The organism is Paenibacillus farraposensis (assembly GCF_020736845.1).
In the GTDB taxonomy this organism is placed as follows: Bacteria; Bacillota; Bacilli; order Paenibacillales; family Paenibacillaceae; genus Paenibacillus; species Paenibacillus farraposensis.
The window spans coordinates 84,245-97,922 of sequence record NZ_JAFFQR010000008.1; the positions used below are offsets into that span (position 1 = coordinate 84,245).

Sequence of the window (13,678 nt, forward strand, 5' to 3'; positions counted from 1 at the left end):
GCTACTTCCAGTTTTTAATCCCGTTATATTCCAGAATGCCCAATGCAGCGTCTGAAATATGAGGGTCACGCAGCAAAGCATCCTCGACTCTGAATTTAATATCCGCGTCGGCCAGCGTCATTCCTGGTGTAAGCTCAATCAGCGCTTCCACATGATAGTAGCGTCCCTCCAGTGAAATACGCATTTGGTAGATGTCTGTTACATACGTATCTGCAAGAATAATAGAAGCTACACGCTCTTCGATATCCGGGGGAGCCGATACACCGATCAAGCCCACCATATTATCGTATCCGACCCGAAACGCAACGCCAACCATCAGACAGCCGATGAGAATACTCGAAATGCCATCCAGCAGCTTAAAGTCTATCAGTGATGTGACCACGACAGCCAGCAGAGCAAGCACCCCACCCGTTGTTGCTATCAAATCCTCATAAAATACCAGCCGGGTTGGTGGCGCAGCACGTCCCACATGACGGAACGCAGAGATAAAAATGCCAAGCCCCTTGGCTTCTATTCTGGATTCATGCAGCACTTCTTTCATTGCTTTGCTCCATACAAATCCGTCAACCGCCAATGACAAAACAAGCACCGTTTCATAGCCATAATCGTTACGACAATAACGGCAACCATACAAAACAGGTTAATCACGCGACCAAAGCCGGCAGGAAAGCGTTTGGTCGGCTTTTTTTTCGCCAAGACACTGCCTGCAAATACAAACATCTGGTTGACTGCATCTGCAATGTAATGCATCAAGGTGGCAAACATGGAGCCGCTGCCTGTCAAGGCAAAAGCAATCCCCTTAACCAGGGCGATGCCGGTATTGCCTACATGTGCAGTCATTTATTATGTATTATTTTTAACCCGTCCATATTTTACCTAGCCATTAGAAGAGAAGCAACAAATGGGTTCATATCGTTTCAGATGGTTAATTAAAGTAGATGAATACACGATACGCTGGAACCGCTAAATCACTGCTTCCTTCTCATATTGAGGTATAAATACTTCATTTAAAAAAGTTTCAAAAGAAGTCGGGGTTGTATTTTCAAACGAGCGCTGTTCCAACATTCGAATGTGCTTTGTATTTAAGGCTCTTGTTGTTTCTAAAACAAGGTCTATAATATGTTCTGAATATCCATGCATTCTCAATTCTCTTCTGGCTTCTTCTTCGGTTGTTTGTATATAGCTGAGCTTCGGTTTATCGATAGCTTTTCCTATGAGCTCCACCGCTTCATTCATACTCAAATCACAGCTTCCGTGTAACTCTCTTATTTGTTGACCTTGGTAGTTACGTTTTATCATGGCTTCTCCTGCAATTCGCCCAATGTCACGTGTGGAAATCATAGGAAACTGGACATCGGGTAGAAAAGGTCCTCTTGCAACATCGTGAAGCAAAATGTTTTTAATTTGTGAAAGTAAATTTTCCATGAAATATCCTGCTCGTAAATGTAAAACATTTAACTGTTCAATTTGGTTTAAGCCCTGTTCAAGCAGATGTAATCCCGTAACTGGTCCAGTACCCTTTTCTTTATCAGCCCCCCCAGCTACTAAGCGAAACAACATTCTTAACTTCTGCCTGTTCTAGAGCAGATACTATTGTACTTATTACACGTTTTTGATAAGAGAGGAAGTCATTACTAGTTATAATATAATTAGGTTGCAGCATTACGTAGACTGCTTCAGCCTCCGAAAAGGCCTTAATTAACCTTTTCACATTTGTAGGTTCAGAGACAATTGGTTCTGCTCCTTTAAGCACAAAGGGCATTAACCGTTCTAAGTTTCTACCAATCACCCTAATAGGCTGTCTGTGGTCTAATAAGTAATTTGTGACTGCGCTGCCCGTTCTTCCAGTTGCTCCTGTTATCACATGCATAGCTTGCACCTCCATGATTTGCTCTTCTAAAAATAACAAGTAGGCACTTTCGTGACACGTAGTATCTATTATGATACTAAAATATAAATTATAACTGGGGGTGAAAGAAATATGCGTTTTGGTGAATTAAAAAGAGACTTACCGGGGATTACACAAGAAGTGTTAACGGCAGCTTAGGGAATTAGAACAGGACGGTATAGTCAATCGATTTGTTTATAATCAAGTACCGCCTAAAGTAGAATACTCTCTTTCTGATGTTGGTTGATTGGGGAGTCTCCTATGCGGACCAGTGTGAATCTAATATTTAATCCCCACCCTATTTGGAGTCCTATTCTCCGGCCATCGATCCGTTTTTATCTTGACGGATTCCAATATGAAGTGAGACACCTACTTGAATAAAAAAATGGCCCATGGCCGGATTCGTGTAGAATGAAAGTTCCTACGGCTTTCCCTTGCCCACAATCTGCTGAAGAAGTACAAAGTGGACAAAAAAACAACTGGACCGGGAAGGATGATTCCTTCCGCGATACCTTCCATAATGAATTTCTGAAAGAATCCGTAAATAATGACAACCAGGATCGTCGTTAACACCAGTGATGACAGAATCAAGGGCCAATCCTTGTTGTATTCCCCGAACAGCACGTTTGTCTACAGAATCTAGTATTATTTTTTTCTTTTATTTAACCATAAGTATGTGAGCCAAAACAAAGATGTCAATATACCGGCGGCCACTGCTAATTTCAGCATGATTCCAAGGTAGGATAACATCGGATTTGACGCATACGCGGTTGCTGACATGATCATGCAGGACAAGCCGACGAAGATTATAGAAACAGCAATTGTCCAATCCGACTTATTCATCATTCACCTCTATACTCTAAAGCGAGCTAATAAGACGAATCATCCCATTTGTAGCCTATTCCCCAAACGGTTTTAATAGGGTTATAAGATAGTCCAACAAGTTGCAATTTTTCGCGGATATTTTTGATATGAGTATCAATGACTCGATTTTCCCCCAAAAAATCGTTCCCCCATAAGCGTTCGACGATAGCGTCCCGTTCGAACGTTCGTTGCGGGTGCTGGGCTAATAATTGTAAAATATCATATTCCTTTTGGGTTAAGTCGACGTTTTTGTTCAGCACCACTACCTGCCGCCGCTCCGGATATATGGTTAAATCCGGGAATGTAAGCTTCTGCTCCCTAACCACAACATGGGCTTGCTGACTGGAGCGTCGCAGCAAGGCATAAATCCGGGCAATAAGTTCTTCCGGGTCCACAGGCTTCACGACATAATCATCCGCCCCTATGCCAAGTCCCAGCACCTTGTCCTTGACCTCGCCTCGAGCGGTTAGCATGAGTATTGGAACAGGCGTAATTTCTCGCATTTTCTTGCACACCTGCCAGCCGTCCATGTCCGGCATCATTACGTCTAATACAACAACGTCATGTGTTTGGCTCCTAAAAGCCTTCAAACCTTCACTTCCGTTAGATGATTCGGTTACATGAAATCCTTCTTTACTTAAATAAATTCGCAGAAGATTTCGCATATTCCATTCGTCATCAATCACAAGCACTCTTAACTGGCTCACGCCTATTCCCCTACCTTAGTGAAGTCGTTGTCCCTACATCAGCATAACAAACATGAGAGCAAGTATCCATTTGGGGTTCAAGCAGCCAACTCCAATCCATACCGACTCCTCCTCTTTGAGTGTCTTGAGTATAATCAGCAATTGTGTGGTTTTTATGAGGAAATTGTTTTTAATTAAAATTTGTGGAACTTCACTCTTTCCACATGATTGTGATCTATAATGCGTCTCATTAATAATAGAAGGAGGACATGTGATATGAGTAAAGTCTTACTTGGAAAGACAATCCTGGGCATTGCTATAATCATCAGCATTTTGGCTGGCTGCTCAACAGCTAAAGACGTTAAACCAACAGCAGCTTTATCTAAAGCAACCACGGCCGAAGCAGTATCGCGAAAACAAACCGTTAGGCCTACTGAATTAAATGGTGAACTTACAACTTTGACGGCCGAGGCCAGCAACCTGGAAGTAGAAAAGGGAACGTCCCTCCCGGTCTGGACGTTCAATAATTCAGTGCCAGGACCGCAAATCCGGATTAAAAAAGGAAAAACCGTAAACATTACCGTGAAAAATCAGTTAACAGTACCCATCTCTTTGCATATCCATGGGTATCCTGTACCTTTTAAAATGGATGGTGTTCCTGGGATCACGCAGAATGCGATTGCTCCAGGCAAGAGCTTTACTTATACCTTTAAAGCGACGGTTCCCGGCACGTACTGGTATCATTCTCATCAGGACAGTGTCAATCAAGTCGATAAAGGGCTTTATGGTTCCTTTATTGTGGAAGATGAACTGGTGAAAGCGGACCGGGATTATACGTTAATGTTGGATGAATGGATGAGTTCAAGCTCGGAGCGTGGTCACGAAGCCATGAAGAACATGGACATGGGCATGAGCATGCACGGCATGGGTCATTCCTCAACCGAAACTGATGCAAATGGCCAACATGAACAAGCTGCATCTACTCAGCCGGGGCATGATATGAGTATGTATGATCTCTATACGATAAACGGCCAAACTATTAATAGTTCGCAGCCGCTGCAGGTCACTCAAGGAGACACAGTTCGTCTGCGCTTGATTAACGCCGGATATTTGAGTCATTCGCTTCATTTGCATGGACATCGTTACCGTATCATTGCTACCGATGGCAATGCTGTCTCCGATCCTAAGTGGGTTAAGGACAAGCTGCTTTCGATTGGCCCCGGTGAACGGACGGATATTGAATTCCAGGCTGATAACCCGGGAACGTGGTACCTGGAAGAGCACGGTTCCAGCCCAATGATTTCGAATATGAAGCAGCGTATTCAATACACCAATGAACAGGGAACAAATGATCAACCCGATCCATTAACGAAACTGCCTACAGTGGATCTTACAAACTATGGTAAATCGCAAGCAGGACAGTTTTCGTTGAATGATGTGTATGATGTAAGCTACACCATGAAGCTAGGAACCCGTGCACAACAGGGAAAACAGGAGTATACGATCAATAACAAGGTGTATCCCGACACGGAGCCGCTTGCTGTACAAACTGGGGACAAGGTGAAAGTCCGTTTTGTAAATACCTCTGCCAACGATGACCATCCTATGCATTTGCATGGTCACACGTTTCAAGTCCTAAGCAAAGACGGAATTCCGCTTAAAGGTTCTCCCGTATATAAGGACACTCTAAATGTTAAACCTGGAGAAGAATATATCGTAGCGTTTACAGCCAATAATCCCGGTGATTGGATGTTTCACTGCCACGACTTGCATCATGCCTCTGCTGGTATGGTGACGGACCTGAAATATAATGATTTCCTAAATCCATTCCAACCTGATTCGGACTTGAACAACACTCCTGAATAAAGCACATTTTTACCCAGTACAAAGCCGGATTTCCTGGATAAGGAGTCTGGCTTTACATTCAGGCATATTTCTCCATATCCTTCCTGTTTATACAAAAGGAAAGGACAAACGAAAGACGGTCCCCTGTCCCATTGCACTCTCTACCTCAATCGTTCCTCCTTGCAACTGCACCAATTTTTGGGCAATGGCCAGGCCAAGCCCCGTTCCTCCAAACTCCCGAGAGCGAGACTTTTCCACCCTGTAGAACCGCTCAAAAATGTAAGGAAGCTCATTCGCCGGAATTCCTGACCCTGAATCGGAGATCAGAATGACCCCGAATCCATTCTCTTGCTGCAAAGTAAGTTTGATCGTCCCCTTTGTGGTATAACGTATGGCATTATCCAGCAAGTTTAAGAGCACCTGTTCCAAGCGAACAGGGTCGACAAAACATCGCGGTATCGTTTCCAGAGCAGATACCAATTGTAAGCCCTTTTGCTCTGCTTTTATCCTCACCTTATTTACCGACTTTTCAACGGCTCGTCTGACATCAACGGATTCTAAATGGAATGCCATTTTCCCTTCCTCCATTTTGGCAAGTTCAAACAAATCGTTAATAATCACCGTTAGTCGGTGAGCCTCATCGGCTATAATGTGTAAATATTGTTGTTTTTCCTCTTCATGATCCACAAGTCCATGGGTCAAGACATTCGCATATCCCTTTAAATAAGTGACAGGAGTTCGAAGCTCGTGAGAGACATTCGCAAAAAATTCGGAGCGTGTATCACGATATCGTTTGAGTTCCATGGCCAGGTCATTAATCGCACTGGACAATGAGCCTACTTCGTCATGGGAACGGACGGGAAGACGTACTTCCAATTCTCCTTTTGCGATGTTCCGGGTAGCCGCTTCCATCTCTACTAATGGAGCGGACAGCTTTTTGGCCAGGATAAAAATACAGCCGAGCGCCAGCAACAGTGTACCAAAGCCTGCCAAGCCGATAAGATAACGAACAGACCGGATTGATTCGATCATATGCTCCAAGGAACTCACGACGTAAATTCCCTTGATCACAGGATTTTTTGAACTGTGAACAGGGATGCCATGCAATAAATACAGCTGATCACCTGCAGTAAACTCCTTTTCAATTTGCTTCCCCTGAAGCAATTGTGCATTTTCCCATACATTCGGCCAAGCCTGAATCTTTTTCTGTTTTGTAGAAGCGGACATGTCAAGAAATTGACCCTGCCCATTCACTAGATAAATGCTAGCTTCGGAAAACTCGGCCATCGTCTCCACAGCATAGATTCGATCACGAAGCATAACGGATAAGTGTAAAGCCAGCTCATTTGCTTCCTCATGTGCTTTTTTCGTATAGAAGTTGCTGAAAAGCTGGTTGATGACCATACTAAGCAAGACCAAAATCACCAGAAACAAACTAAACATGGTGAGACTGAGTTTTAAATAAACCTTATTCCATTTCATGCTATCCTCCTTTACTTGCTAAAGCCTAAACCTGTTCGGAACAATCCTGCTTTGGCAAACAAAGCAGCCAGCCGACCCGTGGTACGAGGAAGACTGGCTGTTGTGTTATACCCGGTGATCCATCGGTAAAGAGAACAGATACATATTGATTACTGCCAGCAAAATCATCAGCGCATAATAAGGCAGCAGCTTTTTCCAGGAAGCCCTATTCCCAATACGATAAACGGTATAAGCTGAACCGACAAGACCCAGCAGAATAACAAGATACTGCATAAGCTGTACAGTACCCACCGAAGCCAATGCCAGGTCTCCAGTTAATTTATAGCCAAACAAATTACCTGTATTGAACCAGATGGCTTTTCCTTCCGTGAACATGTGGAAAAGATTATGCGCCAAGTGGCCAGCCAAGTCAAGCGGAATAACGGCGTAGCCAAAACGCACGAAATTCTCTTTCACTTTCTCGAATGTTTCCTGGCGGGCAGTCAATTTCGCTGTCCCCCACAGCATGACGATTGGAATCATCATAGAAATCACAAAAGCAACCGTAAAATTCACCGGGTAGTAGGCAGTTTGCGTGATCTTGCTAATTACGTTTAAAATATCCTGCCAAATTCCTAACATCGTAAGGTTCTGTACAAAAACAATACCCATAATAACCGCTGCCAAAAATGCATGCTCAGCTTTTGGTTTTTTGATTCCCCACAGCTCTGCAGTCGGCATTCTCGGAGTGATACGGATGGAATGGTTAGGGCATGACTTTATGCAATTTCCGCAAAGGTTACAATCCGCACTGTCATCCATTGTACGGACAAATTGAAACATGGGACATCCTTCTGTCTTGCCGTCACCTTTAAAACAGGCTTGTGTCTTGCAGGTTTTGCAAACGTCAGATGTTCCCCGAAGTTCCAGCATACCTGAACGGGAATAGTTGCCCGCTAATCCTCCAAGAAAACAAAGTGTTTTACAAAAGGTTCTTCTTTCGAAAAATACGGAAGTACCGACAACCATCGTCGTCAGAAGCAGCAGCAGATATCCGGAACCGCGCGGCGACTCAATGATTCCCCAGATGTGATCGGACCATGTAATCATGATGAAAAAAATATCAATTATCCATATTCCATATTTCTTTAAAAACTTCGGCATTGGCCTTTCGCTGCCGACCAGCTTGCGAACAATGTCACTGATCTTACCGAATGGACAGACTGCGCACCAAAAACGGCCCAATACCAGAAAAATAATGGGGATAGCCGGCCACCACAGCACCCATGTCAATGAAGTCCCAAAATTTCGACTGGGATTGACCGTTCCGGCAACCAGCTCATATACAATAACAGAAAATACGATCATAGCCGCCCACTGGAATATTCCGGGATACCATCGGCTCTTAATAAAGGCTTTTATAAACGGAATATTCAACAAGTTATATTTCTTTTTTTCAGGTGGGATGTTCACCTGCTGCGTTTGATTTGCCGGGTTGATCATGCTTGAGCACGCCCCTTCTTCAGTAACCATTTACGACAGGCTCCATAGAGAATAAATGCCGCCATTATCCCTGCAAATGTGCTTAATACCAGGATATTTGGAGGAGTTTCTACGATTTTCTCGCTGTGTCCTCCATGTTCTCCATGTCCACTACTTTCCGTAGATGTATTAGAAGCAACTGAATCCTTACTGGTGCTCATGTCCATGTGCTGGTGTTCCTCCATAGTCATACTGTGGGAATGGGTATCATCCATCTGCATATCAGAAGTCATTTCTTCTTTTGCCGGGTTTTGTAGCTCGTGTACCGTTTTGTGCCCTGCTTGTCCATGCTCATCGTATTTTGTCGCTTCATCTGCCAAGGCTGTGCTGACAAACGAGAGGAGTCCAATTAGCACAATGATGATTCCGCATGTTTTCATTCATCTCTTCCTTCCTTTCAAGTTCTTTTATCTGAGTAATTGTAAAAAGAAAGTATGTAGAATTTGTGTAGGAATTGCACGAATAACACAAAAACCCAAAAAAAGATGATATTTCAATCCATATTTGTATTGTCACATCGAGCGCCGTGGTTGGCTCATCTGCGCAAACCAATGAACGGACTGACCTTTACATGCTCCATCCGGCCATTGTAGGCATACACCGTCTTTTTGTAGTTGGTTAAAATTACAGATAATTCATTATTTAACAGTAAATACAATTCTTTATATACTTTCTTGCGTTCTTCAATATTCGTCGTAGCCAAGCCTTTTTCAATAACGCTTTGGCCTTTGGATTGTCATATCCCTTGATTTCACCATTGACGAATGGTTCGGTCAGCTTCTGGCCAACCTGCTTCATCCAGCAGCTTTTTTGCCTTTTCCTGGTCATAGTTATACGGGTTGATTCCGTCCGTCGTGTAGGACCAGAATATAGGGGAAGCCGGGATGTTGGCGGTGCTTGGGGTGTAAGGCAAAATGTTCAAAAAGCCAAGCCCTTTCAGCTTGTCGATATTTTCCTGCGTTACAGTAAAGGAAGCAAAGTCGGTATCGCCTGTTTCAATGAACTGCCAAGCATCCCCCTCCGCTGTCAAAAGGGAGCCATCGCTGAATCGGGTACCGGGAACCAGATGAAACGTATAGGTCAGGTTATCCTTGGAAATATCCCAGCTCTTCGCCAGATTAGGTGCGGAAGCCCCTTCTCGTCTACCGTAACCAGCGGAGTCCACAACTGCGAAATGACGTTGCCGTCATAACCGCTTTGGTTAAAATACGGCGTGAACACGCCTGCCGGGTCGGTCAGACTGACAATAATCGTGTCGTTTCTTTTTTGCGACACCTCCGCAATTTGGACAGATCAGAAGCTTGCATCAGGCTCGTTAATGGCTGCGTTGTATCAGCCGTCTGCGTGTTCTCATTATTCTGCTCTATTGATTGGTATGGCTAGCGCTATCCGATCCCCCGCTAGAGCAAGCAGCTAATAAAGTAGAGCTTGCCAGAATTATACTTCTAAGTACAATAATTCACTTTTCCAAAATAATCCCCCCAAATTAATTATGTAAATTTCGATCAAAAAAGTTTTAATTATAGGAATCTATGTCGGTTCTGTAAAGGGAGAACTCGTTTTTTATGTAAAGGCTCTAAATAAAAATAAGAACAATTCCAAGGTACCGTTTTCGCTTAGACTGCGAATAAGAAAAAATAATAAAACCTCTCAATCCTTAGTAATAGATTGAGAGGCAAGTCTGTTATTAAATGAAAGATTATTTTTTTATAGCATGAATATAATGAATCGTTTCGAATGCAGACAAATAATCCATCCGATTACGAAAGAAAAGATCATTTATCGTAGCTGGTGATAAATGATCATAAATAAGTAAACCTGTTTCTTCCAACATATTCTCGATTTCATAATAAGTGAAACACGATTTCATTGGTTCTCCACTTGCTGAAGCCATTTTCACCATATTTTCAACTCTATTAGACCTACCTTTTTCTTCAAAAAGTTTTTCGTCTGCATAATCAAAAACAATAGAACTTCCTGATGGGACTAGGGCAAATAAATTATTCATCAAGGTTGAAATTTCTTCTTTAGTTAAATAGTAAGAAACACCCAGAAGACTAAAGAAAGTTTTTTTGTTAGCAAAACCTTTATCTATTAGATTTGGATAAGCCAAATTATTGGTGAAGTCCATAGAAACAAAATGAAGATTACTCGGGATTTTATAATTGGCAACATCTAACCTTTTCTTTTTAAGTTCCTGTGTAGCTGGGTAATCAATTTCAAATATATCTAAGCTACTATTCAATTCTGGATGCCGAAAACAAAAAGTATCTAACCCAGCACCAAGTATCACATACTGTTTTAATCCCAATACAACTTCATTAAGTAATACTTTTTCGCAATACGCAGCACGTGCTAAGGGTATTGGAGAAAGCTGGACTTGTGTAATCCATTTTAAAATTTCATCCGGATCATCTTGAAACCTTTGAGCAACATCTTTGTTGAAAAACTGTATTCCTTGTATCATATTCTCACTGATGTCTGAAAACTCTTTTTGGGAGATTAGATCTTTTGCAATAAAATCATCAAAAATTTTTGGTGTATCATATTTACTATGATATGCTCGGCCAAAAGCTGCTATTAACGAAGTTAAGCTGGACTCATTTTGCCTCATACAATTATCCTCCTAATTAAACAAAAATAAGATTCCCCTGGCCAGGAGAATCTTATTATATACACAAATACATTAAAATAAAATTTTAGCACAAATAAATAATTTTGTCAACACAAAATATCACTCTTGTTGTAGACACCATCTCATCTGGGATCTGCATCTATTTATTTAGAGTATTAACTCTAACCTGTGCGTACAGCCTAATTTCGCTCCATATAGCCAAGGATACTCGCGTACATTTCATCCACAGCCGAAAGCCGCGCGCTGTAACCAACGGAAACCATTGGTTGTACGATCCACCCATTGCGTAGCGCTATATACCTCCTTCTCCTTGTTCGGTCCGTTCAGCTTCCTGCTCCAGCCTGCTTACAATATTCGCATCCACATGGCGAAAATACTCCTCATACCATCCGGATAGCAGCCGCAAAGCAAGCCTGCGAAGCTGCTCCATATCGTCGGGCAGCGGGATACCATAGGCCAATGCCTGGTCATTCAGTTCCTGTGCAGTCTGGCTCTCCAGACGATCTACAACCTCAGCCATATCGCCTTGATCGGTAATGCTACATGTACTTCATAAGGAGCATCCACTTCTTGACTCATCGCTCTTCGTCCTCTTTTCTTTCATGTCTAACGTTCATTATACCTATTATCGTACACCCGTTTATTCTCCGTAATCCATGCAACCAAATATTAGCGATGCAGGTGGTACATAATTAAACTACAAAAAAAGCCTGATATCTTCAGACTCCCAACGGTTTAGCTATGAATTAAAAAAGGTTGTCTTCTGCATATTGCAAGAGACAACCCTTTGAATAATAATGTGATGCTTACAGTTTGTTCGCTGCGACTTTCCACTCTAAAATCCCTGTGGATGCCGAACCTTTGGATACCATTTCAATTCTTAATTTCGTTGTTTTTACAGGTGCAAAAGTGGTCGTGTTATATTGATCTGCCGCAGTACCCAATCCTTTAGCCTGCTTGACATCGGACCAGCCTCGACCGTTCCAGTACTTAATCTTGTAAGACTTGGGTACATCGATGCCACCCCCGTCTTTGAACCAATATACATTGGTTTGCGATACCGTATGCTCTTGATCAAAATCATATTGAACCCACTGGGTCCCCGTTTCAGGCCAGTTGCCGTACACGGTATGGCTTCTGTCATTGGAGTTGGCAGGATCAAAGCCATCATTAAGTGCGCTTATATTTTCCCAAGGCGAAGTATAGGAAGTGCTGGCCGTTGCAGCTGGCGCAATGTTGGCGCTTTCGTCAGGTAATGTATCGATAGGACCCTCGTCGCCATTATTCACGCTTGGGAAACGAGAAGTATCCTTCTTGATCTGACTCCAGGTATAGCGCAACATCCAGGTATCCCACTCTGTTATTTTAGGAGAATTGCCGGCCCACATAATGGTGTTGGTTGGGAAGCCGCCTGGTGGACGCTCGTGCTCTTCATAAAAATCAGTTAAGCCAAAGCCATGTCCAATCTCATGTTCGGTAATCTGAATCTCATCAGCGTTCACCGTGCTCAGAATGTAATCATCATTCATACGTTGTCCCCAGTCACCGCCGGCTCCTCCCCCGAAATTTTCTGTAGCCCACAGATACATATCAAACCGCTTGTCCAATCCGCCGGGATACGAGTAGTTGGGATCATTAAAATGCTCAAATCGCGATAGAGCGTCAGGCGCAACCGGGAGCTTGGCAGGGATACTTGGGTTCGATTTGCTTAAATCATCGATAATAGTGTCGGTGTAAACGATTTCATTTGATTGTTTATTAATAATTTGTGCTGGATTTGCAACGGCCCAACCAACGATTTTGACAGTAATATTGTTGTAAGGCCAGCCATCGTAACCTTTCAGCTGCTTATTCCAGTTATTGATCTGGCGGCTCAGCATAGAAGCCATCTCTTTACGCTGTTGAAGTGTGAGATTTTTGGGAGATTGCCAGCGTACTACATAGTTTAGCGTTCCTTTTCCCGCATAGATTTGATCAAAAATCAAATTTTTACGGTTCGTTGAGCCTTCTTTAACCATTCTATTCTTCCAAACCCATTCTACCGACGGCTTGAATTTTGCAGGTATATTGGCAGCGGCCAAGCTAATGCTCATGGGTTCAATATCGGAAGCGCTTTCTAAATCAGACGCTGCTGCACCAGCATTAGCCCCACCAACCAGTAGAGAAGCAGCCATTACCAATGAGAAAGAAGCCATCATCATTCCTTTTTTCTTCGCCATTTCTTTAACCTCCATCACCTGTAAATTTTGATAATCATTCATGGGAATAACAAACCTATGATTCTCGTATCCTCTTATATATCCCCTCTAAATTTGAATAAAATAACATTTTTATACTATCACTGGGATAAAAAAACGTCAATTAAAAAAATTTCCTCTTTGCTAAGAGAGGATACATATCGAAGTAGTAGACTTACCTCCCTACTCTATGGATGCCAGCGCCGATTCTGCCAGTGAAGCCAGCAGCTTCGCCGTTCCCGGCAGCGCACGTTCATCCAGATCAAAGGCTGGATGATACCATTCCCGGGTCCCCGAAGTGCCGACAAAGACAAATACACCGGGGATGTTCTTCTGATAAAACCCAAAATCCTCGCTCGCCGGGGATGATATGGGGCGAACGGCCTTTAGACCGGCGGCTCGAGCGGCCTGCTCCGCAATGACGGTCAGCTTGCTGTCATTCAGCACAGGCGGCGGACCCTGAATCCAGCGAATGGCCGCTTTCGTGGACTGGCCATTGCCTGTCGGCCTACCGCTTGGT

General features: G+C 43.2%; 10 protein-coding genes and 5 pseudogenes. 2 read left to right on the top strand and 13 right to left on the bottom strand.

Going from position 1 to position 13,678, the window contains the following annotated elements; genetic code table 11:
- Window position 1 precedes the first annotated feature (1 nt).
- The 3 genes and pseudogenes from JO375_RS01425 to JO375_RS01435 all read right to left on the bottom strand — a co-directional run bounded on the left by JO375_RS01425 (window position 2) and on the right by JO375_RS01435 (window position 1,909).
- Window positions 2-840, bottom strand: a pseudogene (locus JO375_RS01425) (cation diffusion facilitator family transporter).
- Between the two features lie 123 nt (window positions 841-963).
- On the bottom strand, window positions 964-1,560 hold the full coding sequence (locus tag JO375_RS01430; protein WP_229522792.1) for an NmrA family NAD(P)-binding protein: 597 nt from the start codon (window positions 1,558-1,560) through the stop codon (window positions 964-966).
- A complete protein-coding gene (locus JO375_RS01435; RefSeq protein WP_229522793.1) occupies window positions 1,529-1,909 on the bottom strand; it encodes an NAD(P)H-binding protein in 381 nt (126 codons plus the stop codon). The genes JO375_RS01430 and JO375_RS01435 overlap by 32 nt, the downstream gene beginning before the upstream one ends.
- A gap of 75 nt (window positions 1,910-1,984) precedes the next feature.
- On the opposite strand from JO375_RS01435, the pseudogene JO375_RS01440 reads away from it, so the two are divergent.
- Window positions 1,985-2,132 (top strand): annotated as a pseudogene (locus JO375_RS01440) (winged helix-turn-helix transcriptional regulator); the annotation flags it as partial.
- Between the two features lie 248 nt (window positions 2,133-2,380).
- Here JO375_RS01440 and JO375_RS01445 read toward each other — a convergent pair.
- Together JO375_RS01445 and JO375_RS01450 are read right to left on the bottom strand one after the other, a co-directional pair.
- A pseudogene (locus JO375_RS01445) lies at window positions 2,381-2,518 on the bottom strand (carbohydrate ABC transporter permease); the annotation flags it as partial.
- Window positions 2,519-2,757: 239 nt separating this feature from the next.
- Complete coding sequence (locus JO375_RS01450; RefSeq protein ID WP_229522794.1) at window positions 2,758-3,459, bottom strand: response regulator transcription factor; 702 nt, start codon at window positions 3,457-3,459, stop codon at window positions 2,758-2,760.
- 255 nt (window positions 3,460-3,714) lie between these two features.
- Between JO375_RS01450 and JO375_RS01455 the strand changes: the two genes are divergently transcribed.
- The gene (locus JO375_RS01455; protein ID WP_229522795.1) at window positions 3,715-5,304 is read left to right on the top strand and encodes a multicopper oxidase family protein; all 1,590 of its coding nucleotides are present in this window, start codon (window positions 3,715-3,717) and stop codon (window positions 5,302-5,304) included.
- 87 nt (window positions 5,305-5,391) lie between these two features.
- Here JO375_RS01455 and JO375_RS01460 read toward each other — a convergent pair whose 3' ends face one another.
- The 8 genes and pseudogenes from JO375_RS01460 to JO375_RS01495 all read right to left on the bottom strand — a co-directional run.
- Window positions 5,392-6,765 carry a HAMP domain-containing sensor histidine kinase gene (locus JO375_RS01460; protein WP_229522796.1) on the bottom strand — a complete coding sequence of 458 codons (1,374 nt, stop codon included), beginning with the start codon at window positions 6,763-6,765 and terminating at the stop codon, window positions 5,392-5,394.
- Window positions 6,766-6,870: 105 nt separating this feature from the next.
- Window positions 6,871-8,247, bottom strand: a complete 1,377-nt coding sequence (locus tag JO375_RS01465; protein WP_229522797.1) for a 4Fe-4S binding protein — start codon at window positions 8,245-8,247, stop codon at window positions 6,871-6,873.
- Window positions 8,244-8,666 (bottom strand): hypothetical protein, encoded by a 423-nt coding sequence (locus JO375_RS01470; protein ID WP_229522798.1) that lies wholly within the window; start codon window positions 8,664-8,666, stop codon window positions 8,244-8,246. Before JO375_RS01470 ends, JO375_RS01465 begins: the two co-directional genes overlap by 4 nt.
- 155 nt (window positions 8,667-8,821) lie before the next feature.
- Window positions 8,822-9,745: pseudogene (locus JO375_RS01475) on the bottom strand (ABC transporter substrate-binding protein).
- A 240-nt stretch (window positions 9,746-9,985) separates the two neighbouring features.
- Window positions 9,986-10,900, bottom strand: a complete 915-nt coding sequence (locus JO375_RS01480) for a class I SAM-dependent methyltransferase (RefSeq protein WP_229522799.1) — start codon at window positions 10,898-10,900, stop codon at window positions 9,986-9,988.
- A 313-nt stretch (window positions 10,901-11,213) separates the two neighbouring features.
- Window positions 11,214-11,441, bottom strand: a complete 228-nt coding sequence (locus JO375_RS01485) for a hypothetical protein (protein ID WP_229522800.1) — start codon at window positions 11,439-11,441, stop codon at window positions 11,214-11,216.
- A 286-nt stretch (window positions 11,442-11,727) separates the two neighbouring features.
- Window positions 11,728-13,140 carry a discoidin domain-containing protein gene (locus JO375_RS01490; protein ID WP_229522801.1) on the bottom strand — a complete coding sequence of 471 codons (1,413 nt, stop codon included), beginning with the start codon at window positions 13,138-13,140 and terminating at the stop codon, window positions 11,728-11,730.
- Between the two features lie 201 nt (window positions 13,141-13,341).
- Window positions 13,342-13,644 (bottom strand): annotated as a pseudogene (locus tag JO375_RS01495) (M20/M25/M40 family metallo-hydrolase); the annotation flags it as partial.
- Between the last annotated feature and the right edge of the window lie 34 nt (window positions 13,645-13,678).